25 protein-coding genes, 1 tRNA gene and 2 pseudogenes are annotated in these 22,956 nt (G+C 57.5%); 8 read left to right on the top strand and 20 right to left on the bottom strand.

Translation table 11 applies throughout. The annotated features are described in order from the left end of the window. Nucleotides 1-178: 178 nt before the first annotated feature. Complete coding sequence (locus J5M73_RS25220; protein WP_207816312.1) at nucleotides 179-1,081, top strand: universal stress protein; 903 nt, start codon at nucleotides 179-181, stop codon at nucleotides 1,079-1,081. Nucleotides 1,082-1,253: 172 nt separating this feature from the next. Here the strand turns inward: J5M73_RS25220 and J5M73_RS25215 are convergent. Next, nucleotides 1,254-1,385 (bottom strand): annotated as a pseudogene (locus J5M73_RS25215) (CrcB family protein); the annotation flags it as partial. A gap of 304 nt (nucleotides 1,386-1,689) precedes the next feature. On the opposite strand from J5M73_RS25215, the gene chrA reads away from it, so the two are divergent. Together chrA and J5M73_RS31945 are read left to right on the top strand one after the other, a co-directional pair. Further along, nucleotides 1,690-2,895: a chromate efflux transporter gene (gene chrA / locus J5M73_RS25210; RefSeq protein WP_102864089.1), complete on the top strand. Its 1,206-nt coding sequence runs from the start codon at nucleotides 1,690-1,692 to the stop codon at nucleotides 2,893-2,895. Between the two features lie 172 nt (nucleotides 2,896-3,067). Then, nucleotides 3,068-3,341, top strand: a pseudogene (locus J5M73_RS31945) (site-specific integrase); the annotation flags it as partial. An 82-nt stretch (nucleotides 3,342-3,423) separates the two neighbouring features. On the opposite strand, the gene J5M73_RS25205 reads toward J5M73_RS31945, so the two are convergent. The 9 genes from J5M73_RS25205 to thrS all read right to left on the bottom strand — a co-directional run bounded on the left by J5M73_RS25205 (nucleotide 3,424) and on the right by thrS (nucleotide 10,888). Continuing rightward, nucleotides 3,424-3,500, bottom strand: a tRNA-Pro gene (locus J5M73_RS25205). An 88-nt stretch (nucleotides 3,501-3,588) separates the two neighbouring features. Then, on the bottom strand, nucleotides 3,589-3,945 hold the full coding sequence (locus tag J5M73_RS25200; protein WP_007920509.1) for a MerR family transcriptional regulator: 357 nt from the start codon (nucleotides 3,943-3,945) through the stop codon (nucleotides 3,589-3,591). After that, nucleotides 3,926-4,228 carry an integration host factor subunit alpha gene (ihfA, locus tag J5M73_RS25195; RefSeq protein WP_002553164.1) on the bottom strand — a complete coding sequence of 101 codons (303 nt, stop codon included), beginning with the start codon at nucleotides 4,226-4,228 and terminating at the stop codon, nucleotides 3,926-3,928. Before ihfA ends, J5M73_RS25200 begins: the two co-directional genes overlap by 20 nt. A 3-nt stretch (nucleotides 4,229-4,231) precedes the next feature. After that, on the bottom strand, nucleotides 4,232-6,610 hold the full coding sequence (pheT, locus tag J5M73_RS25190; protein WP_102863609.1) for a phenylalanine--tRNA ligase subunit beta: 2,379 nt from the start codon (nucleotides 6,608-6,610) through the stop codon (nucleotides 4,232-4,234). Nucleotides 6,611-6,645: 35 nt separating this feature from the next. Then, nucleotides 6,646-7,662 carry a phenylalanine--tRNA ligase subunit alpha gene (pheS, locus tag J5M73_RS25185; RefSeq protein WP_011060419.1) on the bottom strand — a complete coding sequence of 339 codons (1,017 nt, stop codon included), beginning with the start codon at nucleotides 7,660-7,662 and terminating at the stop codon, nucleotides 6,646-6,648. A gap of 110 nt (nucleotides 7,663-7,772) precedes the next feature. Then, nucleotides 7,773-8,129 carry a 50S ribosomal protein L20 gene (gene rplT, locus J5M73_RS25180; protein ID WP_016963673.1) on the bottom strand — a complete coding sequence of 119 codons (357 nt, stop codon included), beginning with the start codon at nucleotides 8,127-8,129 and terminating at the stop codon, nucleotides 7,773-7,775. Nucleotides 8,130-8,159: 30 nt separating this feature from the next. Beyond that, nucleotides 8,160-8,354: a 50S ribosomal protein L35 gene (gene rpmI, locus J5M73_RS25175; protein WP_002553160.1), complete on the bottom strand. Its 195-nt coding sequence runs from the start codon at nucleotides 8,352-8,354 to the stop codon at nucleotides 8,160-8,162. Nucleotides 8,355-8,414: 60 nt separating this feature from the next. Next, entirely contained in the window at nucleotides 8,415-8,966 is a 552-nt protein-coding gene (gene infC, locus J5M73_RS25170; RefSeq protein WP_169893379.1) for a translation initiation factor IF-3, read from the bottom strand. Next, complete coding sequence (gene thrS, locus J5M73_RS25165) at nucleotides 8,966-10,888, bottom strand: threonine--tRNA ligase (RefSeq protein ID WP_102863610.1); 1,923 nt, start codon at nucleotides 10,886-10,888, stop codon at nucleotides 8,966-8,968. The genes infC and thrS overlap by 1 nt, the downstream gene beginning before the upstream one ends. A 386-nt stretch (nucleotides 10,889-11,274) precedes the next feature. Between thrS and J5M73_RS25160 the strand changes: the two genes are divergently transcribed. After that, on the top strand, nucleotides 11,275-11,574 hold the full coding sequence (locus J5M73_RS25160; RefSeq protein WP_102863612.1) for a hypothetical protein: 300 nt from the start codon (nucleotides 11,275-11,277) through the stop codon (nucleotides 11,572-11,574). Between the two features lie 292 nt (nucleotides 11,575-11,866). Then, nucleotides 11,867-12,079 (top strand): cold-shock protein, encoded by a 213-nt coding sequence (locus J5M73_RS25155; protein ID WP_003179963.1) that lies wholly within the window; start codon nucleotides 11,867-11,869, stop codon nucleotides 12,077-12,079. Between the two features lie 70 nt (nucleotides 12,080-12,149). Here the strand turns inward: J5M73_RS25155 and J5M73_RS25150 are convergent, their stop codons facing one another. Both J5M73_RS25150 and J5M73_RS25145 read right to left on the bottom strand, forming a co-directional pair. Then, nucleotides 12,150-12,461 carry an I78 family peptidase inhibitor gene (locus J5M73_RS25150; protein WP_102863613.1) on the bottom strand — a complete coding sequence of 104 codons (312 nt, stop codon included), beginning with the start codon at nucleotides 12,459-12,461 and terminating at the stop codon, nucleotides 12,150-12,152. Between the two features lie 162 nt (nucleotides 12,462-12,623). After that, nucleotides 12,624-12,929 (bottom strand): hypothetical protein, encoded by a 306-nt coding sequence (locus tag J5M73_RS25145; protein WP_102863615.1) that lies wholly within the window; start codon nucleotides 12,927-12,929, stop codon nucleotides 12,624-12,626. A 164-nt stretch (nucleotides 12,930-13,093) separates the two neighbouring features. Here J5M73_RS25145 and J5M73_RS25140 point away from each other — a divergent pair, with 164 nt between their 5' ends. Then, entirely contained in the window at nucleotides 13,094-13,306 is a 213-nt protein-coding gene (locus J5M73_RS25140; RefSeq protein ID WP_102863617.1) for a hypothetical protein, read from the top strand. Between the two features lie 33 nt (nucleotides 13,307-13,339). Here the strand turns inward: J5M73_RS25140 and J5M73_RS25135 are convergent, their stop codons facing one another. The 8 genes from J5M73_RS25135 to J5M73_RS25100 all read right to left on the bottom strand — a co-directional run bounded on the left by J5M73_RS25135 (nucleotide 13,340) and on the right by J5M73_RS25100 (nucleotide 21,050). Then, nucleotides 13,340-14,368, bottom strand: a complete 1,029-nt coding sequence (locus tag J5M73_RS25135; protein ID WP_102863619.1) for a nucleoside hydrolase — start codon at nucleotides 14,366-14,368, stop codon at nucleotides 13,340-13,342. 42 nt (nucleotides 14,369-14,410) lie between these two features. Then, nucleotides 14,411-14,815 (bottom strand): D-ribose pyranase, encoded by a 405-nt coding sequence (rbsD, locus tag J5M73_RS25130; protein ID WP_102863620.1) that lies wholly within the window; start codon nucleotides 14,813-14,815, stop codon nucleotides 14,411-14,413. Continuing rightward, nucleotides 14,812-15,729, bottom strand: a complete 918-nt coding sequence (gene rbsK / locus J5M73_RS25125; protein WP_102863622.1) for a ribokinase — start codon at nucleotides 15,727-15,729, stop codon at nucleotides 14,812-14,814. Before rbsK ends, rbsD begins: the two co-directional genes overlap by 4 nt. Before the next feature lie 24 nt (nucleotides 15,730-15,753). Beyond that, nucleotides 15,754-16,773: a LacI family DNA-binding transcriptional regulator gene (locus J5M73_RS25120; RefSeq protein ID WP_102863624.1), complete on the bottom strand. Its 1,020-nt coding sequence runs from the start codon at nucleotides 16,771-16,773 to the stop codon at nucleotides 15,754-15,756. A 3-nt stretch (nucleotides 16,774-16,776) separates the two neighbouring features. Continuing rightward, nucleotides 16,777-17,754: an ABC transporter permease gene (locus J5M73_RS25115; RefSeq protein ID WP_102863626.1), complete on the bottom strand. Its 978-nt coding sequence runs from the start codon at nucleotides 17,752-17,754 to the stop codon at nucleotides 16,777-16,779. Next, nucleotides 17,751-19,304 (bottom strand): sugar ABC transporter ATP-binding protein, encoded by a 1,554-nt coding sequence (locus J5M73_RS25110; RefSeq protein ID WP_102863628.1) that lies wholly within the window; start codon nucleotides 19,302-19,304, stop codon nucleotides 17,751-17,753. Before J5M73_RS25110 ends, J5M73_RS25115 begins: the two co-directional genes overlap by 4 nt. A gap of 57 nt (nucleotides 19,305-19,361) precedes the next feature. Continuing rightward, entirely contained in the window at nucleotides 19,362-20,318 is a 957-nt protein-coding gene (locus tag J5M73_RS25105) for a sugar ABC transporter substrate-binding protein (protein ID WP_102863630.1), read from the bottom strand. 282 nt (nucleotides 20,319-20,600) lie between these two features. Further along, entirely contained in the window at nucleotides 20,601-21,050 is a 450-nt protein-coding gene (locus J5M73_RS25100) for a hypothetical protein (RefSeq protein ID WP_102863631.1), read from the bottom strand. A gap of 339 nt (nucleotides 21,051-21,389) precedes the next feature. On the opposite strand from J5M73_RS25100, the gene J5M73_RS25095 reads away from it, so the two are divergent. Both J5M73_RS25095 and J5M73_RS25090 read left to right on the top strand, forming a co-directional pair. Further along, on the top strand, nucleotides 21,390-22,478 hold the full coding sequence (locus tag J5M73_RS25095) for an asparaginase (protein ID WP_102863633.1): 1,089 nt from the start codon (nucleotides 21,390-21,392) through the stop codon (nucleotides 22,476-22,478). A 204-nt stretch (nucleotides 22,479-22,682) separates the two neighbouring features. Continuing rightward, the gene (locus J5M73_RS25090) at nucleotides 22,683-22,952 is read left to right on the top strand and encodes a DUF1654 domain-containing protein (protein ID WP_102863635.1); all 270 of its coding nucleotides are present in this window, start codon (nucleotides 22,683-22,685) and stop codon (nucleotides 22,950-22,952) included. Nucleotides 22,953-22,956: the final 4 nt, after the last annotated feature.

The following is a 22,956-nucleotide window of genomic DNA, read 5'->3' as shown; positions in this document are numbered from 1 at the left end:
ATGCACGTGCAAAGGTCTGCTAGACACTTCGACAGTCTTGGCAACTGGCTAGCCGCTGATGCAGGCGTATATTGATAGTGTCGATCCAGGTAGTTGAGGCGATAAAAGGTCGCCAATGGTGGGACAAGCGAGGGTGCTGGGGGCGCTAGCGGATAACCCGAAACGCTGGAGGTGTCACATGAGGCAATATCAACGACTCTTTCTGATCGCAGGTCCCACCATGCGTCACTCGCCGGCGATGGAGCGGGCAATCGCCCTGGCCGACGCTACGGGCGCCGCGCTGCATATCGCAGTGTTCATCGAAGACTTCGACCTTATGCGGTTAATGAGCAACAGCGAACAACTTCGTGAGAGTTGCCGGCAGGAGAACCTGCAGTGGTTGACGGATGAGGCCGAACTCATGCACAGGCAGGGCATCAACGTGACCACCGAAGTTGCAGTGACCCGTGACCCGCTGCAAGCAATCCTTGAGCATGTGGCTGAAGTGCAGCCGGACCTGATTATTAAGGACGTACATCATGAATCAGCGCTCAAACGCGTATTCGTCACACCTTTGGATTGGCAGTTGTTGCGTCAATGTCCGACCCCCTTACATCTGGTCAGCGAAGTCAGGTGTCCGCTTCCTCGGATGATTGTGGCGGCGGTTGACCCATCGCATCCAGAGGGTCAGATCAGCGGAATCAACGACAGCATCATTCAGGCGGCGAACGAACTGGCGACGCAATGTGAGGCTGAATTGCACATGCTGTATGCCTATGAACTGACACACACACATTTCTCTGATGCGGGTACCGGCGCCGTGACGATGCCAGGCTTCAGCGACGACGTGCGCCGGTCACTTGAAAAGTGCTTCATTGCCTTGGCGGAACGCCATGGCGTGCCACCTGAGCGGCAACACTTCATTGCAGGGCCGCCAACCAAAGCGATGGCCGAATTTGCCACTCATACTCGAGCAGATGTCTTCGTAATGGGAAATACCCATCACAAAGGGGTGGACAAGCTTATTGGCAGTACTACCGAGCATGTTCTGCATCAGGTGCCGTGCAGCGTTCTGGCCATCACGGGAGAAGCGGATCAATGAACGGAAAAACCGCCACTATCGCAGCCGGCTGTTAGTGCTGATGTGGTTTTTGACCCAAGCTGCGGACTTGCGCTGCCCCTTGGGGGGTCTGTGATAACGACGCTTCTGTGGGGTAAAGAAAATCACCAGAAAACCTTCCATTTTCATTTCCTCAGCGCGTACCGATCATTTGCTAGGACAGAAGCCCTGCGGCGCGCAATGAAACCGAGCCGAGTGAACACAGCCATTTGCCCTCCTGAATCAGGGCAGCTGTCTCGGTGGAAAATGTGGAAAAGGTGGTCAGTCCGCCACAGAAGCCCGTGATGAAAGGAGGAATACCCTCTCCTGTTTTCATGCCATGGCAGCCACTGTCAGACTTTCAAGGTACAACGAGTTCGTATGAACTGGCTTAGTGAGTTTTGACACCTCAATCGAACGCTATGGTGGCGCCCAGATTCGAGGTGTATCTCTACCGAGCCCTGGTCTACGCGGCGCAAATCGCAAGGAAAAACCACGACATGAAGATTCACGACCTTTTTTCCGCCCCCAGCTTTCGTAGACGCAGACCCGTTTGCAGCCCTCTTTTCCTCATCGTCATGAATGTCTAATTCAATGCAGAAAACATGTGCATGAACATAAACAGCAAAGGTGACCGTCGACCGTTTTTTATATTCCTCATCTTTTTGCGCTTGGGACTGACCTCATTTGGCGGCCCCATCGCACACTTGGGGTATTTCCGCGATGAGTTCGTCACGCGCCGGCAATGGCTGACTGAGCGTAGCTATGCTGACCTGGTCGCACTTTGCCAGTTCTTGCCAGGCCCCGCGAGTAGTCAGGTTGGCATGGCGCTGGGACTCTCTCGTTCGGGCTACTCTGGGGCGCTGGCCGCCTGGGCAGGTTTCACGCTGCCCTCGGCCATCCTTCTGATCCTGTTTGCGTTAGGTATTTCCAATCATGGCGACATCATCGCGCCTGGCGTACTGCACGGCCTGAAAGTCGTGGCCGTTGCGGTGGTCGCTCAAGCCGTATGGGGAATGGCACGGAATCTATGCCCTGATGCGTTGCGTATCACGATCATGGCGATTACGACGTGTGTGGTGCTGTTGGTTCCGTCTGCATGGGGGCAGATCGGCTCAATTGTTGTCGCGGCTTTTGCCGGCTTGCTTTTATTCAAACCCGCTCACGCCGCCGAACATGATCCACTGCCTATAAAGGTCGGTTACCGAGCAGGTTTGTTCTGGTTATCACTGTTCTTCGCTTTGCTGGTCGGCTTACCGATAATGAGCCAGATGCTACTCAATCAGACGCTCTCCATGGTAGATGCGTTTTATCGCTCCGGGTCTCTGGTGTTTGGTGGTGGTCATGTGGTGTTGCCATTGTTGCAGGCCGAAGTAGTGCCTTCAGGCTGGGTCAGCAATGAAACCTTTCTTGCCGGGTATGGTGCAACGCAGGCTGTTCCTGGGCCGCTTTTGACCTTCTCGGCATTTCTAGGCGCTTCGATGAGCGTCGAACCCTCTGGCTGGGTCGGCGGAGTCATTTGTTTGCTAGCCATTTTTCTGCCGTCGTTTCTATTGATCGTTGGTACGTTACCGTTTTGGGAACAACTGCGGCGCAGCGTACATATCCAAGCAGCGTTGCTTGGGATCAATGCGGCGGTGGTGGGTTTGCTTCTAGCGGCGCTTTATCAGCCTGTGTGGACGAGCGCGATCCTTAAGCCACAGGACTTCGGTTTGGCATTGGTGTGCCTGGTCGCTCTGATGTTTTGGAAGCAACCGCCCTGGTTGGTGGTGATCGGTGGTGGTGTAGCCGGATGGTTGCTGAGTGCCATGCTTTGACAGTCTTTCAAACTCCGTAGGGCGTTCTCGTCCAGTTGGAATGCCCTTCTATAGCGTCCTTGCCATGGGCGGAGAGTTGGCCAGGTCGGTAATCGAGAAGCCGCAGGGAAAGCAACCGCTCTACGCGTTCCCGCTTGGCAAGCCTGATAGCGAGGGGAATGAAACGACGTTCCACCACATGAATGACTCAGCCTGGAAGCGGGCCAGGGTCAGGGCTGCGAGAAAGTGGCAGGAGAAGTTCCTGCGGCCGACGCATGATGGCTTTGTCAGAATCCGCATTCGCGACACCTTGGGGAGAAGGCGACGTGCCGCGGGCGTGACTTAGGAGGATCGAAAAGCACTGCTCGGCAGCAGAACTGGATCAGCTCATTGAGGCGGCAAACAACGTATCAGCAACTGACTCGCATGCACCAGCGCTGACGATTTTGAAAAGGAGGGAGGCCTGAAGAAAAAGGCCAGGGTCACTTGGAAAGTCACTATGGCAGAAACAACAAAACCGCTCGAAAGCGGCTAAGTCATTGAAAAATATGGTCGGGACGGAGTGATTCGAACACTCGACCCCTAGCACCCCATGCTAGTGCGCTACCGGACTGCGCTACGCCCCGACTAGGCGTGAAACCTGTTTCACTTCTCAGGAAACGTTGAGGAATATACCGCAAGCTTTTGAAAAGTGGAAGTATTTAATACGATGAATTACTTCTTGAGCACCACAAGCACATCTTCAAGCTCAGAGATCATCTGACGGATCAGTTGCTTGTATTGGGTGGTGTCGTCTTTGGCCTCATCACCGGAAAGGCGCAAGCGCGCTCCACCGATGGTAAACCCCTGATCATAAAGCAACGCGCGGATCTGCCGGATCATCAACACGTCCTGGCGCTGATAATACCGGCGATTTCCGCGGCGTTTGACGGGGTTGAGTTGAGGAAACTCTTGCTCCCAATAACGCAGCACATGCGGTTTTACCGCACAGAGCTCGCTGACTTCACCAATGGTGAAGTAGCGCTTACCCGGGATGACCGGGAGCTCGTCGTTATGACTTGGTTCCAGCATAAGCCTCAACTCGGGCCTTCAACTTCTGCCCTGGACGAAAGGTGACCACACGGCGAGCCGTGATCGGGATTTCTTCACCCGTTTTCGGGTTGCGGCCAGGACGCTGGCGTTTATCCCGAAGGTCGAAGTTACCGAAACCGGACAATTTGACCTGTTCGTTATCTTCGAGAGCGTGCCTGATTTCTTCAAAGAAAAGCTCGACCAATTCCTTGGCCTCGCGTTTATTCAGGCCTAGCTCTTCGTAGAGACGTTCGGCCATTTCAGCTTTCGTCAGAGCCCCCATACGTCACTTCCTTAACGTGGCGTTCAACCTTTGTTCGAGCGAGGTGAGGATGTTTTGTGTCGTGGAGTTCACCTCATCGTCATTAAGAGTGCGCGATGGATGCTGCCAGGTCAAGCCGACGGCAAGGCTTTTTCTATGCGGATCAATGCCTTTACCCTGATAGACGTCAAAGAGCCTGAGGTCTGTCAGCCATTCGCCTGCATTTTCACGAATTACGTCCAGTACTGCGCTCGCCGCCACGTCACGATCCGCCAGCAATGCCAGGTCACGGCGTACTTCTGGGAAACGCGAAAGCTCGTGGAACTTCGGAAGACGACCTTGAGCCACCTCGCCCAGAACCAGCTCAAACACGTAAACCGGACGATCCAGGCCGAGGTTTTTTGCCAGTTCCGGGTGAATAGCCCCCAGATAACCGACCTCACGACCATCACGCTCGATACGTGCAGTCTGACCAGGATGCAGCGCAGGATGCTTGCCCGGAGCAAAAGTGAATTCATCCAGTGCGCCAGCAAGGCCCAGCACTGCCTCGACATCCGCCTTGACGTCAAAGAAGTCGACACCGTCGCGACCTTGCGCCCAACCTTCAGGCAAGCGACTGCCGCAAACGACGCCGGCCAACATTGGCTGCTGCTTCAAGCCTTCCAGTTGACCGATAAAGCGCAAGCCGCTTTCAAACATGCGGACGCGATCTTGCTGACGGTTCAGGTTGTGCTGAAGTGCCTTGACCAGGCCAGGCCACAAAGAGCAGCGCATGGCCGCCATGTCAGCCGAAATCGGGTTGGCCAATAGCAGCGGTTCAACACCTGGATTGAACTGCTCAAACAATTTCGGATCGATGAAGCTGTAAGTGATTGCTTCCTGATAACCACGAGCTACCAACAGACGCCGCAGGGCAGGCAGATCACCTTGCGCTTCCGCCTTAGCCTGAGGAGCCAGGCGAGCCTGCGGATAACGAACCGGCAAACGGTTGTAGCCGTAGAGACGCGCCAACTCTTCGATCAAGTCGACTTCAAGGCTGATATCGAAACGGTGGCTTGGCACTTCAACGCGCCACTGGTCTGCACCATCAGCAGTGACTGTCAGGCCCAACGCCGTGAGCAGACGCTCGACCTCGGGACCGTCGATTTCCATGCCCAGCATCTGGGTGATGCGCTCAGCGCGCAGCGTCACAGGTGCAACAGATGGCAAGTGCTGCTCGCTGACAGCTTCGATGATCGGACCAGCTTCGCCGCCAGTGATCTCCAGCAACAAGCCAGTTGCACGCTCCATGGCCTCGCGAGCCAACTGCCAGTCCACACCACGCTCATAGCGATGAGAAGCATCGGTATGCAGGCCATAGGAGCGGGCTTTGCCAGCAACCGAAATCTGGTCGAAGAAAGCGCTTTCCAAAAACACATCGCGGGTGTTAGCGGTAACGCCACTGTGCTCACCGCCCATAACGCCAGCGATTGCCAGAGCACGGGTGTGGTCAGCAATCACCAGGGTATCGCTACGCAGGGTAACTTCCTGGCCGTCGAGCAGTACCAGTTTCTCGCCCTCTTCGGCCATGCGCACTCGAATACCGCCGTTGATTTCGGCGAGATCGAAAGCATGCAGCGGCTGGCCCAGCTCGAGCATCACATAGTTGGTGATGTCCACCGCCGCATCGATACTGCGCACGTCGGCGCGACGCAAGCGTTCAACCATCCACAGAGGGGTCGGCTTGGACAAATCGACATTGCGAATAACCCGACCCAGATAGCGCGGGCAGGCCGTCGGAGCCAGTACTTCCACAGGGCGTACTTCGTCGTGCACTGCGGCAACCACTTTCACTTCAGGGCGCTGCACTTTAGCGGCATAGAGCGCACCGACCTCACGGGCCAGACCGGCAAGCGACAGGCAGTCACCACGGTTTGGAGTCAGATCGACCTCAATACTGGCATCGTCCAGGTTCAGATAGACGCGAACGTCCTCCCCCACCGGAGCATCGGCCGGCAGCTCCATCAGACCATCGCTGCCTTCGCCAATCTGCAGTTCGGCTTGGGAACACAGCATGCCGTTGGATTCAACGCCACGCAGCTTGGCTTTCTTGATCTTGAAATCGCCCGGCAGCTCGGCGCCAATCATCGCGAATGGGATCTTCAAGCCTGGACGCACGTTGGGTGCGCCGCAGACCACCTGGAAGGTTTCCGCGCCATTGCTGACCTGGCACACACGCAGCTTGTCGGCATCCGGGTGCTGCTCGGTGCTCAACACCTCACCCACCACTACCCCACTGAAATCTCCGGCGGCTGGCGTTACGCTATCAACCTCAAGACCGGCCATCGACAGACGAGCAACCAACTCGTCGCGACTTACTTGCGGGCTAACCCAGCCACGCAACCATTGTTCACTGAATTTCATCCTGCTCTCCTAATAGATTCGTTACGGACGCGCGACTAGCGAAATTGCGCAAGGAACCGCAAGTCGTTGTCGAAGAACAGGCGCAAGTCATTGACACCGTAACGCAGCATGGCCAAGCGCTCGGCGCCCATGCCGAAGGCAAAGCCCTGGAACTCTTCCGGGTCGATCCCGGACATACGCAGCACGTTCGGGTGAACCATGCCGCAACCCATCACCTCCAGCCAGCCAGTCTGCTTGCAGACACGGCAGCCTTTACCGCTGCACATCACGCATTCCATATCAACTTCAGCGGAAGGCTCGGTGAACGGGAAGTAGGAAGGACGGAAACGTACGGCCAGTTCTTTTTCAAAGAACACCCGCAAGAACTCTTCAATGGTGCCTTTCAGGTCGGCGAAGTTGATATCGCGGTCGACCAGCAGGCCTTCGACCTGATGGAACATCGGTGAGTGAGTGATATCGGAGTCGCTACGATACACACGGCCCGGGCAGACGATGCGAATCGGCGGCTGCTGCGATTCCATGGTGCGGACCTGTACCGGCGAGGTGTGGGTGCGCAACAACATGTTCGCATTGAAATAGAAGGTGTCATGCATCGACCGGGCCGGGTGATGGCCAGGGATGTTGAGCGCCTCGAAGTTGTGATAGTCGTCTTCAACCTCAGGGCCTTCGGCGATGCCGTAGCCAATGTGGGTAAAGAATTGCTCGATACGTTCCAGGGTCCGCGTAATCGGGTGCAGACCGCCAGAGGTCTGGCCACGGCCCGGCAGGGTTACGTCAATGCATTCGGCGGCGAGCTTGGCGCTGAGTTCCGCCTCCTCGAAAGCGGCTTTACGCGCATTGAGAACCTCTGTCACACGCTCCTTGGCCACGTTGATCAGCGCACCGACTTGCGGGCGCTCTTCGGCAGGGAGATTGCCCAGGGTCTTCATCACCTGAGTCAGCTCGCCCTTCTTGCCAAGGAAGTGAACCCGGATCTGCTCCAGGGCATTGATGTCTTCAGCGTGTTGCACGGCCTCAAGTGCTTGAGAAACCAGCGCATCCAGGTTTTCCATGTACAGACTCCAGATACAAAATAGGGGAAGAGCTTGAAGGCTCTTCCCCTATTTATGACGTTTAACACCAGAGCCCACGATAGGTGAGCCCGGATGACTGTCGGGGGTACTTAAGCCAAGGTGGCTTTAGCTTTCTCGACAATCGCAGCAAACGCCGCTTTTTCGTTCACTGCCAGATCAGCCAGAACCTTACGGTCGATCTCGATGGACGCCTTTTTCAGGCCAGCGATCAAACGGCTGTAAGACAGACCGTTGGTACGAGCACCAGCGTTGATACGAGCGATCCACAGAGCGCGGAACTGACGTTTTTTCTGACGACGGTCACGGTAGGCGTATTGGCCTGCCTTGATTACCGCTTGCTTGGCAACACGGAATACGCGCGAGCGTGCGCCGTAGTAGCCTTTAGCAAGTTTCAGAATTTTTTTGTGACGTTTACGGGCAATGACGCCACGCTTTACACGAGCCATGAGTTACTTCCTCTATTCTTGATCCAAAAATTAACGAAGGCGCAGCATGCGCTCGACTTTTGCCACGTCAGACGGATGCAGCAAGCTGCTACCGCGCAGTTGACGCTTACGCTTGGTCGACATTTTGGTCAGGATGTGGCTCTTGAAAGCGTGCTTGTGCTTGATACCGTTAGCAGTTTTCAGAAACCGCTTAGCAGCACCACTTTTGGTTTTCATCTTTGGCATGTTCGGATACTCCGCATTCAGTTGATAAACATAATCAGAAGGCCTGCCGTGCCCTGTTGATTACTTCTTCTTTTTCGGGGCGATGACCATGATCAGCTGGCGTCCTTCCATCTTAGGATGCTGTTCGACCGAACCGTACTCTTGCAGGTCAGCTTCAACCCGCTTGAGGAGTTCCATCCCCAGCTCCTGGTGGGCCATCTCACGGCCGCGGAATCGCAAGGATACCTTGGCCCTGTCCCCGTCACTCAGGAAACGTACCAGGTTGCGCAGTTTTACCTGGTAATCCCCTTCCTCCGTCCCTGGACGAAACTTGATTTCTTTAACCTGAATCTGCTTCTGGTTCTTCTTCGCAGCAGCAATCTGCTTCTTCTTTTCGAAGATCGATTTGCCGTAATCCATCACCCGGCAAACAGGTGGGACTGCGTCGGCGGAAATCTCCACCAAATCCAGCTTGGCTTCTTCAGCTATACGAAGCGCTTCATCAATCGAGACGATGCCAATCTGCTCGCCGTCAGCGCCAATTAACCGAACCTCGCGTGCCGAGATATTCTCGTTGATCGGGGCTTTCGGTGCAGCTCGTTTATCTTGTCTCATATCACGCTTAATAATAATTACTCCGAATCTTGGCGACCACGCCGGGAAACCGCTTGTGCGAGGAACGCCGAGAATTGGTCCACAGGCATCGAGCCCAGGTCTTCACCTTCACGGGTACGCACAGCGACAGTCTGCATCTCGACCTCCCGATCTCCAATAACCAAGAGATAGGGAACCTTGAGCAAAGTATGCTCGCGGATTTTAAAGCCGATCTTTTCATTTCTCAAGTCGGACTTGGCACGAAATCCGCTTTGATTGAGTGTTTTTTCTACTTCAAGGGCAAAATCTGCCTGTTTATCAGTGATATTCATCACCACGGCCTGAGTCGGAGCTAGCCACGCAGGGAACGCGCCCTCGTAATGCTCGATCAGAATCCCGACAAAACGCTCGAAGGAGCCGAGAATCGCCCGGTGCAGCATCACCGGATGCTTACGGCTGTTGTCTTCGGATACGTATTCAGCACCCAGGCGGATCGGCAGGTTGAAATCCAGCTGCAAGGTACCACACTGCCATACACGCCCCAGGCAGTCTTTCAACGAGAACTCGATCTTCGGACCATAGAACGCGCCCTCGCCCGGCTGCAGATCATACGGCAACCCGGCACTATCCAAAGCCGCAGCTAGCGCATTTTCCGCACGATCCCACAACTCATCGGAACCCACGCGCTTTTCAGGACGAGTGGAAAGTTTCATCTCGATGTCCTTGAAGCCGAAGTCGGCATAGACATCCATAGTCAGCTTGATGAACGCAGCGGACTCGGCCTGCATCTGATCTTCAGTACAGAAGATGTGAGCATCGTCCTGGGTAAAACCGCGCACACGCATGATGCCGTGCAACGCTCCCGAAGGCTCGTTACGGTGGCAAGCACCGAATTCGGCCAAGCGCATCGGCAGCTCGCGGTAGCTCTTCAGACCCTGATTGAACACCTGCACGTGGCACGGGCAGTTCATGGGTTTGATCGCGTAGTCGCGGCTTTCCGATTCGGTGGTGAACATGTTCTCGGAATAGTTGGCCCAGTGCCCGGACTTTTCCCAAAGGCTGCGATCGACCACTTGCGGAGTCTTGATCTCCAGATAGCCGTTTTCACGCTGCACCTTGCGCATGTACTGCTCGAGCACCTGGTACAAAGTCCAACCATTGGGGTGCCAGAACACCATGCCCGGCGCTTCTTCCTGGGTATGGAACAGCCCCAAACGCTTGCCAATCTTACGATGGTCGCGCTTTTCGGCCTCTTCGATACGCTGGATATAGGCAGCGAGCTGCTTCTTATCCGCCCACGCAGTACCGTAAACCCGCTGCAATTGCTCGTTTTTGGCGTCGCCGCGCCAGTAGGCACCAGACAACTTGGTCAATTTGAACGACTTCAGGAAGCGCGTGTTCGGCACGTGCGGACCGCGGCACATGTCGACATATTCTTCGTGATAGTACAGGCCCATTGCCTGCTCATTCGGCATGTCCTCCACCAGGCGCAACTTGTAGTCCTCGCCACGAGACTTGAACACTTCAATCACTTCGGCTCGCGGGGTGACCTTCTTGATCACGTCGTAGTCTTTCTCGATCAGCTGCTGCATGCGCTGTTCGATAGCCGCCATGTCTTCGGGCGTGAAGGGACGCTCGTAGGCGATGTCGTAATAGAAGCCTTCATCAATGACCGGGCCGATGACCATCTTGGCGGTCGGATACAACTGCTTGACCGCATGCCCTACCAAGTGAGCGCAAGAGTGGCGAATGATCTCAAGCCCCTCTTCGTCCTTTGGCGTGATGATTTGCAGGGTTGCGTCGCTGTCGATCACATCGCAGGCGTCGACCAGCTTGCCATTGACCTTGCCGGCCAGGGTGGCCTTAGCCAAACCTGCGCCAATAGATGCAGCGACCTCGGCTACGGATACCGCATGATCGAATGAACGTTGACTGCCGTCGGGAAGAGTAATGGTGGGCATGGCGCCTCCTCTCCTAGTGGTGACCCCTACCAAAGGTCACGTGGGTTGGGATGAGCCAGTACGCGATTCAGTCCGGCCGTTCTGTAACAAACGCCTGCCTCACAGTGGCAAGAGCCTTGCGGCCAACCGGGAAACCGAACCAGAGTGACTGGGGTTCAAATCAAAATTAATGAGGCATAGACCGCGAGGGAGAAGTGCAACACCCAAAGCTTGAAAACACCCAAGCCGGGCATGCTAGCACAGATAAATCGCAAGCACCGCGCAGCAAGTTTCCCAAAAGATACTTTCCGGTCTTTTATTGAAGAAAGTGAACTTGCGATGTACGCCGAACCTCAAATACCAAGAGAATCGTCGTCCTTGCTATCGACCTCAGGAGAACTCGACTCATGCGCCTTACCCAATTGCTTACCCTTGCCGCCCCACTCGCCCTGCTCCTGCCCTTGAGCGCACAGGCTGCATGGCCTGCCGGAGCTCGTGCCGACTATATGAAGGATTGCACTGCAGCAGCCAGCCAAAGCATCGACGCCAAAAGCGCCGAGAAACATTGCGCCTGCGGTGCAGACAAGCTGAATGAAAAATTCACCACCGATGAAATCAAGGAGCTGATGAGTAAATCCAAGCAACCTAGTGCAGAACTGAGAACCCGAGCCCTGGACGCCATCGCTGCTTGCCGAGTGGTCAAATAACCAACCACCGCTCGAAACAGGCTGTACCAAGGCATGTCAGCAGGCCTAAAACGCGGTTTTTTTCACAATTTACGCAGCTTTTACGGGTTTTTTTATCACCGTTTGTTTTCCGCGAAAGCCCCTTAAACCGGGGCCTACAGGCAAATTGAACGGCAAAATACACGGACACACCGGGCAAAGAGCACCTACAGGGGGCTCCCAAGCCGAACATTTCGACTATGATAGCTCGGTGTGCCCAGTTGGCCTGAGCAGCACAGCACTACTGAAAATATATGTTTCTTGGAGATACACCATGTCTAATCGCCAAACCGGCACCGTAAAATGGTTCAACGATGAAAAAGGCTTCGGCTTCATCACTCCTCAAGGTGGCGGTGACGACCTGTTCGTACACTTCAAAGCTATTGAAAGCGACGGTTTCAAAAGCCTGAAAGAAGGCCAAACCGTTTCCTTCGTGGCTGAGAAAGGCCAAAAGGGTATGCAAGCTGCACAAGTTCGCCCTGAGTAAGTTTTCAGCGAGCTAAAAAAACCCCGTCCATGTGACGGGGTTTTTTATGCGCGGGCAAAAAGCCTAACCCTCAACCACAGTTGACCCGAGTAACCACCAGGCCGGCATCGGTATTGAGGTTCAGGCGGTCGGAGCGGTACTCCAGAGTAATCATGTCATTAGGCTTGAGGAAACGCGCATATTGCGCTCCTGCGCGAGTACGGGCCTGCTCCAGCAGTTCGGGAGAAGCCTTCTTGCCGACGGCAAATTCGGCAGCTGTTGCTTCACAACGCGTGTGCCCGGATTCAGAGGCCACAGGTTCCTTTGTCGACCCGGTGGTGCTGCATCCACTGAGGACAACAGCGGCCAACAAGGTTCCGAATGAAGCGAGCTTCCAAGGCATGAAGCCTCCTTTTCAAAATTAAGCAGAGATCGTGCGACAGCCGATTTGGCTTTTGGTTTCAAGACAAAATGGCCTTTTGCCCTATGTCACGGACAGCGAGTAAGTCTGCCTCAGGCATCGCGACACTTTCACAGGACAATCGTCACTGAATATGAACAGTACTCAATAGATATCGATGTAGTCGAACGCCGGTTTCGGCCAGTTCTGCTTGAGTGCATTGAAGATCTGCATTACCCAAACCTCATCACTGGCAGCCACGTTACCGACATAGCCGGATCCGGCGGCCCAGGTTTCCAGGCGAAACAACAAACCCTCGATGTCGACACCTCCCACCACTCCCGAAGAGATGTAGGCAATCCCGGTCCTGGTGACACGCAACTGGGTATGCACGTTGTCACTGGCCGAAGCCAGAAGCTGGCGCACCGCCTCCAGGGTCAGGGCATCAGGCTGATTCAAATCGATTTGCACAGAAGCTTCCTTGAGCGCAGGAAAAGCGCCAGTGTCGCATAGCCCCCGCTTGATGCCTAAGTCGGAGTGCCAAACGCCCGGCAACATGGTTAACTCTGCGACGCAGCAAACACCCGCCCAGGCCCGGCCCTGGCGCCCGCCTTATCCGAATTCGTGAGACTTTCATGGCCACCGTGAGTATCGACGCCGACATCAAAGCCAAATGGCCCCAGGGCCAGTGCTCCTACAGCCCAGGGAGCCCGGAAGAGTTGGCGATCATTGGCATAGACCTGCTGGTCAAGGAGCTGGGAACCCAATCCGCCTGGGCGTTCATTGAGCAGGTTTTCGAGAAGTACCCTACTGATCACCCAGGCGCACAGGACCCGGAACGGGAATAGAACCCCGCAGGCAGGAGCCTGCGGGGGCGCTGCTTACTTGAGGCGAGCCAGACGCTCGGTGAGCAAGTCGAAAAAGCCCTGAGCATCACCGTTCTCAACCCAGAACACGTTCTTTTCCTGCTTCAGGCCGTCGTACCAGTCGACGATGGTCTGGCCGAACGTCGGCCCTTCACGACTGTCGACAACCATGTTGGCCTGACGCCCGCTGAACAGCTCAGGCTTGAGCAGATAGGCGATCACCGTCGCATCATGCACCGGGCCGCCGGGAATACCGTAGTGCTCCATGTCGCCCTTGACGTACTCATTGAGGATATCCCCAACCACCTTGCTGGCATTGTTGTTCAAGGCGGCGATCTTCTGCAGTCGCGCCTCGCTGGTCAGCACCTTGTGGGTGACGTCCAGTGGCAGGTAGGTCAGCTTGACGCCACTCTTGAGCACCACTTCGGCCGCTTGAGGATCGGCGAACAGGTTGAACTCTGCCACCGGGGTGATATTACCGCCATTGAAGTGTGCGCCCCCCATGACCACCACTTCCTTGATGCCCTGGGTAATATCCGGCGCCTGGATCAATGCCAGTGCCAGGTTGGTTTGCGGCCCCAACATGGCAATGGTGATGCTGTGGGGCTTCGCCGCCCGCAACGTATCGATCAGATAGTTGACCGCATTGCCCTTGGCCAGCGGCGCCTTGGGCTCATGCACAGTCACCCCGGAAATGCCTTCCTTGCCGTGAATATTCTCGGCATAGATCGGCGTGCGCAGCAGCGGTTTTGGCGCCCCGGCGTAGACCGGTACTTCATCGCGACCAGCCCACTCACGGGCCAGGCGCGCATTGCGCGAGGTCTTGTCCAGGCGTACGTTGCCCGCCACCGTGGTCAAGGCACGAATATGCAGCTCCTCGGGCGATGCCAGGGCGAACAACAGAGCCACCACATCGTCGGCCCCCGGGTCGGTGTCGATGATCAGATCGATTTTTTCCGCCGCCTGAGCGCCGGTAGCAGTGAGTAGAGACAAGAGCAGCAGACTCCGGAACCAGTGTTGAAACAGCAGAGCATAGCGGTGCATGGCGCACTCCTTGTGCAAGGTAAGGAAAAGCCGGACAGCGGCCTAGAAGGTCACCCCGGCAACCAGGGCGATGTTGCAATACGGCTGGCACTCTCCCGTGCGAATCACTGCACGAGCCTGGCGACTGAGCACCTTGAAATCTTCGTGACTCATCAGTCTGCGCGCCCCGAGCTCGCCACTGAGGTTAAGCACGTCCAGCCCCAGTAAAGGCTGCGGCCGCTTGAGCAGAATTTCCTCGGCCAGCACGTGACTCTCCACCTGCATCTCGCTGAGCAGCACCTTGAGCGTGCCGAGAAAATCGGGCACGCCGTGGGTCAGGGCCAGATCGATCAATTCGACGCCAGGAGGCACCGGCAGACCGGCATCACCGATCACCACGATGTCGCCGTGGCCCAAAGAGGCAATCAAGCGTGACAGGGCAATATTGAGCAAAGGTGTCTTTTTCATGAAGGGACAAAGGCCTGTACGTCGGACAGTGTGGGAATGGAAGGTTGTGCACCGGCGCGCGTCACCGAAAGCGCCGCAGCGACCTGACCAAAGCGGATCGCCTCGGCCTCGCTCTTGCCGGCAGCCAGGGCGGCGGCAAAACCACCGACGAAGGTATCCCCCGCGGCCGTGGTGTCGATGGCCTTGACCTTGGGCGCCGGAAAATGCTCGAAACTGCGGCCATTGGCAAACAGCGAACCTTGTGCCCCCAGGGTGATGATGACCTTGCCGGCACCGGCGGCGATCAAGCGACCGGCCGCAGCTTCGGCGCTCTCCAGCGAGTCCACCGCCACGCCACTGAGGGCGGACGCCTCGCTTTCATTGGGAATCAGGTAGTCGATCGAGCCGTACCACTGCTCCGGCAGCGGGCCGCTGGCCGGCGCCGGATTGAGAATCACCGTCTTGCCCAGCTCACGCCCGCGCTTGAGGGTGTACCCCACCGTTGCCAGGGGCACTTCCAACTGACAGATGATCACGTCGGCCTCCTGCAACACCCGATCAAACCCGGCAACCTTCTCGGGGCTGAGCAGGCCGTTGCCACCGGCGACGATGACAATTGCATTCTGGCTACTGTCATCCACCACGATCAGGGCCACGCCGCTGGAACCCTCTACCGCGCTCACCGCCTGGCAATCGATCTGCTCGGCGAGCAAGGCACTGCGCAATTGCTCGCCATAGGCATCATCGCCAACACAGCCGACCATCGACACCTGCGCCCCCAGCCTGGCGGCCGCCACTGCCTGATTGGCTCCCTTGCCACCGGACACCGTCGCAAAGGATTTGCCAATCAGCGTCTCGCCTCCTCGCGGCAAGCGCTCGGCCCGGGTCACCAGATCCATATTGAGGCTTCCCACTACCACTACTTTTGCTGGCATACATCGATACTCAATCAATTGGATTCAGCGGTACTCGGCAAATGCGCTACTGAGCGGCGCTGTCGATTCCCGCAAGACAATATTCGGCGTAACGATGCGCTGGTCGACCGGCAACTCCCGCGCAGCGATCCGGCGCAGCAGCAACTCTGCCGCGGTCTCCCCCAGTTGCAGGATCGACTGACCCACCGTGGTCAGCGCCGGGTAGACATAACGGCTCATGAGAATGTCGTCGAAGCCGATCACCGAGAGCTCACTGGGTACACGGATATTGCGCTCCGCCGCGGCCCGCAACACACCGATGCCCATCATGTCGTTAGCGGCGAAAATGGCGCTTGGCGGGCGCCTCTCAAGCAACTGCGCCGCAGCCCGATAACCACCAGTGCTGCTGAAGTCACTTTCCAGGATGCGCCCTGCTGGCACCTCGACACCGGCTTCCTGCAACGCCTGGCGAAACCCCGCCAGACGCATCTGCGCCACGCTAGTGTTCGCCGGCCCGCCGATACAGGCGATGTCCCGGTGCCCCAGCTCCAGAAGGTGCCGGGTCGCCAGGTAGGCACCGTAATGGTGGTCGATACGCACCAGATCGGCGTCCACCCCTTCCAGCCCACGGTCGACAATCACCATCGGCGTGCGCACCCCGGCCAGGCCCTGGGCCAGACCACTGTCGCCACCAGCGGATGTCACAATCAGCCCGTCGATGCGCTTTTCCAGAAGCACACGCAGATAGTTGCGCTGCTTGTCCGGGTTATCGTCGGAGTTGCAGAGGATCACGCAGTAACCGTTGCGTTCGCAGTAGTCCTCAATCCCTCGTGCCAGTTCGGCGAAGTAGGGGTTGAGACTGTTGGGCACCAGCAGGCCGATGGTCGCGGTGGTCTTAGCCTTGAGTGAACGAGCCACCGCACTGGGTACATAGTCGAGGCGCTTGATCGCCGCCTCGACCTTGACCCGCACCTCTTCACTGACCGGCCGCGTCTTGTTCAGTACATGGGACACCGTGGTGTAGGAAATCCCCGCCAGCGCTGCCACATCCTTGATTGTTGCCATGAATCAAACCCGCCGATTGGCGCGCTGGCTGCGATAGGTGTCCAGCACCACGGCAATCACAATGACCGCGCCGGTGATGATGCGCTTGGTCGGTTCTGATGCGCCGATTTGCGCCAGGCCTGCAGCCAGCACGGAAATAATCAAGACGCCGAAGAAGGTACTGATCACCGAACCGCGTCCGCCCATCAGGCTGGTGCCGCCAATCACCACCGCAGCGATGACCTGCAACTCCAGACCGGAGCCCGCATTCGGGTCTGCCGCTTCCAGGCGAGAAATTTGAAACAGCGCTGCAATGCCCGCCAACAACCCCATCAGGCTGAACACCAGGATCTTGTAGGGTTTGGGATTGATCCCCGCCAGACGCACCGCCTCTTCATTGGTACCGATGCCGATCAGGTAGCGACCGAACACGGTGCGCGTCAGCACCGCCTGGGCCAGGAAGATAATCAGCAGGGCAATGATAAACGACGGCGAAATGCCAAAGGCAATCGGATTCGACAACCAGGCGAAGGCATCACCGATATAGGCCGTGCGCGAGCCGGTCATCTGATAGGCAACGCCCCGGGCCATTTCCAGCACCCCCAGGGACACAATGAACGACGGGATACGCCAGGCCACAGTGATCGAGCCGGTGATGGTTCCCGCCAGCGCTGCACAGGCCATGCCCAGCAATGCCGCAGGTACCACGCTCCAGCCCCAGCCGAGAATCGCCACGCTGACTGTCGAGGCCGCCAGGGCCAGCACCGACCCCACGGACAGATCGATGCCACCGATGATCAGGACGAAGGTCATACCCACCGCCAGCACCATCAGGTCGGGAATCTGGTTGGCCAGGGTGCTGAAGGTGTCATAGGAAAGGAAGTGGCTGCTGAGCAGGGAGAACAGGACGATCATCCCCAACAACGCCCCCGCCAGACCCAGGTAGGTGCCGAGGCCGTAGTAATGGCCGCCTCGCTTGCCGCTTGCAGGTGCAGTTTTCATGATGCATTCCTAGGCGTCGCTTCGCTGAGCAACGCATCTCGTTTTTGATAGCCGGCAAAGGCGGCGGCAAGCAATTCGTCCTGGGTCCAGCTGTCACGCTCGAAGGTGTCGATCAGACGCCCGGCGGAGAGCACGCCGATGCGATCACAGATCAACATCAACTCGCGCAGGTCGCTGGACACCACCACCAGGGCCTTGCCCTGGCGGGTCAACTCTCCCAGCAAGCCATAGATATCGAACTTGGCGCCGACATCGATACCGCGAGTGGGCTCGTCGAACAGCAACACCGAGCAGTCGCGCTCCAGCCAACGACCGATCACCACTTTCTGCTGGTTGCCGCCGGACAATTCGGACACCAATTGCGCCGGACTGGAACTGCGAATGCGCATGGCATCGATCTGCCGCCGGGCCAGTTGCTCTTCGTCCTGGCCATTGACCAGGCCGCCACTGGAAATAGCCGGCATGTTGCCCAGGGCGATATTGGCGCTGATGGACTGGGTCAGCAGCAACCCTTCGCCCTTGCGATCCTCAGTGATCAACGCAATGCCGTTGGCCACCGCATCCACCGGGGAGCGAATGGTCACCGGACGGGCCGGCGTGCCCAGGGCAATGCTGCCGCTGTCGGCGACGTCGGCACCAAAGATCAGCCGCAGCAACTCGGTACGCCCTGCCCCGATCAGGCCGGAGATGCCGAAGATCTCGCCACTGCGCACCTCGAAGGACACATCACAAACCTTGTCCGAGCGACTGAGGTTGCTGACCGTCAGCGCCGGCGCACCGATCTTGCGCTCGCCCAGATCAATGTGTTCGCCCAGCTCGCGCCCCACCATCAGGTTCACCAACTGTTCGCTGTTGTAGTTGGCCATGGGCTCGACACACACCAGGCAACCGTCACGCAACACAGCAATGCGCTGAGCCACCCGTGCCAACTCTTCCAGGCGATGAGAGATATAGATGATGGACACACCACGGGCCTGCAGGCGGGAGATCTGCTCGAAGAGCATCTCCACCTCGCGGGAAGTGAGCATGGCCGTCGGCTCATCCAGAATCAGCACATGACAGTCGCCGATCAGGTTGCGGGCGATCTCCACCATCTGCTGGTGACCGATGCCCAATTCACCCACCAGCGTGTCGGGATCGATAGCGTCCAGGCCGACCTGGGCCATGGCCTCGATCGCCGCCTTGCGCAATTGCTTGCGGCTGATCCAGCCACCACTGCTGGGCAGGTTGTCGAGAAACAGGTTCTCGGCCACCGACAGGGTCGGCAGCAGGTTGAGCTCCTGCATGACCATGCGAACCCCCGCCTCTTCCGCCTGGGTCCGGCTACCGGGACGATAGTCCTGGCCATTGAACTGCATGTGGCCGGTGGTGGGGCTGACCAGACCACCGATGATCTTCGACAAGGTGCTCTTGCCGGCGCCGTTCTCACCGGTCAGGGCCAGCACCTCCCCGCGCATCAGCGTCAGATCGATGCCGGTCAATACCGGTTGTGCATAGGTCTTGCCGATACCGCTGACCGAGAGGACAGCGTTCGCAGCGGAAACTGACATAAGAAACTCTCCATGCGCTCGCCCGAACGGGCGAGCGCCGTTGTGCCGCCGGAAGGACTACTTGGTGACCAGCTCAACTGGAGTTTCGATCACGCCGTTGGCACCGCTGTCGACTTTCTCGCCCTTGAGGATCTTCAGCGCGGTCTCGATGCCGAACACCGCCTGCTTGGCAGCGAACTGGTCGGCAGTGGCCAGGACCCGGCCATCCTTGAGCATGGGTTTGATGGCGTTGATATTGTCGTAGCCCACTACCTGGACCTTGCCTGCCTTACCGGCGGCCCGCACGGCGGAAACCGCCCCCACTGCCATGCTGTCGTTACCGGCCAGCAATGCCTTGAGGTTCGGGTACTCGCTGAGCATCGCCGAGGCCACACGGTTGCCTGCGTTGATTTCCCAGTCGCCGGATTGCAGCGAGACCACCTTGATCTGCGCGGCGTCCATCGCGTCCTTGAAGCCAGCGGTGCGCTGCTGTGCGTTAGTGGTGGTGGAGACCCCTTCGATGATCCCCACTTCGTCGCCGGCCTTCAGTTGCTTGGCCAGGTACTCACCCACCAGGCGAGCCCCCTTGCGGTTGTCCGGCCCCACGAAAGGTACGCTGATGTTCTTGCTTTTCAGCACACCGGGATCGAGTTGGTTGTCGATATTGATCACGGTGATCCCGGCATCCACCGCCTTCTTGATCACTGGCACCATGGCCTTGGAGTCGGCGGGTGCAATCACCAGGGCATTGACCTTGGAGACGATCATCTGCTCGACGATGCGGATCTGGTTGGCGGTATCGGTTTCGTCCTTGATGCCGTTGGACACCAGCTCGAAATCGGCGGAATGCTCTTTCTGATAAGCCTTGGCGCCGTCTTCCATGGTCAGGAAGAACTCGTTGGCCAGGGACTTCATGACCAGGGCGACCTTGGGTTTCTGCGCGGTGTCGGCATGGGCCGAAGAGAGAGGGAGGGCAGCGGATGCAGCAGCCAGAACAGCAACAGCGAGTAGACGTCCAGCGAAGGGCAGCTTCATGAATTCACTCCGATCTTATGATTATTGTGAGCAGCGTCCGCACGGCAGGGTGAGCAGGCCGTCATCAGCAGGGATGGGAGGCCGGTGCCGCACTTTGGAAAGATAGACGATTGTCGTTGTCCAAAGGCCGCGCAAACGTTTGCGTAAAACGAACTATGCGAACCTAGCCAGAGTTTGTCAACGCCGATCAGTGTCTGGAAAAAGCAGACAGACAGGGGGCAAAACCCCACTGCTGGAGAGGAGAAACCTGTCCGCACCGTAGCGTCGAACAGGCTCAGAGGGTCATGCGGTGGTGTTTACCAGGCCGCCCGAGGAGGAGTCCTTGGCCAGCTCACGGACCAGATTGCCCGATACCTCGGCCAGGGCCCCGTTGGTCTGGGCGATCTGCCCTTGAAGGCCCATCACCACGGTCTGCTTGGCTTCAGGGGTCGGATAGTCGGCGGCCTGGGCGGCAGCCAGTTGCTGTTGCTGCTGCTTGAGCTGCTCCTGCAACTCTTGCATACGCTTGAGCAGCATCTTGACGACGATGCTCTGATTATCTCCACCCGAGTCTGCGGCTTCGGACTTTTCCGCCTGCTTGCCGGAACCCACCCGGAGGGTGTCCGACTCATCGGTGCCCAGCGCCGTGGACGCCTCCTCGGCAGTGGCGTTACTCAACGCATCAATGGTCGCCGGTGACTTGCCATTGATCAAAATCGCTCCTGCGCCAGGAAATCCGACTGACAGAGACATATGAACTCCTGAAAAAAAGATCCTGTCGGGTCATCGACCGTCTCGCGACATTCTTTAATGACCGCCCCTGCCCCTTTTCACCAAACCGCTGACGGGCATTTTCGGATTGCCGAACGCCTACCCGCGCAAACGTTCGGAAACCCGGACGCACACCACTCCATCGCCGTCAGAAAAATGAATAAAGTTGATATAAATCAGTAACTTAAAATACTTATCGGACCAAGGTAGCGCTGGTACAGATCCTGCTCAACCCTCACCGCCTCACCGCATACAGATCTGCGATCGGGGTGTTTCTAGATGAACCTGCATCAGCACCGTCTCACTACTAGAGAGAAAATAATGAAATCTGCCTTCAAAACCTTCGCTCCGGGCGCTTTGGCCCTCCTCCTGCTTCTGCCCGCAGCTGTGCAGGCCAAAGAAGCTGAAACCCAACAGAAACTCGCCAACGTTGTGGTCCTTGCTACCGGTGGCACCATCGCCGGCGCCGGCGCCAGTGCCGCGAACAGCGCCACCTACCAAGCAGCCAAAGTCGGCATCGAACAACTGATCGCCGGCATCCCCGAGCTGAGCCAACTGGCCAATGTGCGTGGCGAGCAAGTCATGCAGATCGCTTCGGAAAGCATCACCAACGAAAACCTGCTGCAACTGGGTCGCCGCGTTGCCGAACTGGCCGACAGCAAAGACGTCGATGGCATCGTCATCACCCACGGCACCGACACCCTGGAAGAAACCGCCTACTTCCTCAACCTGGTGGAAAAGACCGACAAGCCGATCGTGGTCGTCGGCTCCATGCGCCCAGGCACCGCCATGTCGGCCGACGGCATGCTCAACCTGTACAACGCAGTAGCCGTAGCCGGCAGCAAGAACGCCCGCGGTAAAGGCGTGCTGGTCACCATGAACGATGAAATCCAGTCCGGTCGCGATGTCAGCAAGATGATCAACATCAAGACCGAAGCCTTCAAGAGCCCATGGGGCCCACTGGGCATGGTAGTGGAAGGCAAATCCTACTGGTTCCGCCTGCCTGCCAAGCGTCACACCATGGATTCGGAATTCGACATCAAGAACATCAAGAGCCTGCCTGACGTAGAAATCGCCTACGGCTACGGCAACGTCAGCGACACCGCTTACAAGGCCCTGGCACAAGGTGGTGCAAAAGCCATCATCCATGCCGGTACCGGCAACGGCTCCGTGTCCTCCCGCGTAGTGCCAGCCTTGCAAGAGCTGCGCAAGAACGGCGTGCAGATCATTCGTTCTTCCCACGTCAATGCTGGCGGCTTCGTACTGCGCAACGCTGAACAACCTGACGACAAGAACGACTGGGTCGTGGCTCACGACCTGAACCCGCAAAAAGCCCGCATCCTGGCCATGGTCGCTCTGACCAAGACTCAGGACAGCAAAGAACTGCAACGCATGTTCTGGGAATACTGACAGCCCTCCGCTCGACCGACTCCGGTCGAGCAGGCTTCAACCACTCGCCGATCCAGGCGAGTGGTTCCGCCCCCCGCCTAACAGCCTCGTCGCGCCCTCCCCCGTAAAAAATCTCCCTCATCCGTGAGACAAATGCGTAAAGCATGGTCAGAGGAACTTCTTGAATCTTAAGCAGTTGCGAAATGTCCTACAGTTAAATACTGTATACACGTACAGCTTATTAAGGATTGTTCCGTGGCCACGACCCAAACGCCCCTCAGCTCCTACGAACGCCTGGGTGTACGCATCCAGAAAATCATCAACTCCCCTACCGCACAGAAAGCCAAGGCAGCCCTGATCTTCCGCCTCGCCGATGAGCCCCAGGACGAGTGGGAACGCCTGCTGGAGGAAATCGCCGAGAACGACAACGTCACCCTCGCCTATCGCGACGATGGTGGCGTGCAAATTTTCTGGGTCGTACCGAAGGAAGACTGAGTTG

This window comes from Pseudomonas sp. 50_B (assembly GCF_017491625.1).
GTDB lineage: Bacteria > Pseudomonadota > Gammaproteobacteria > Pseudomonadales > Pseudomonadaceae > Aquipseudomonas > Aquipseudomonas danubii.
Note: the sequence above shows the minus strand (reverse complement) of the source record. Positions and strands in the feature narration are given on the sequence as shown.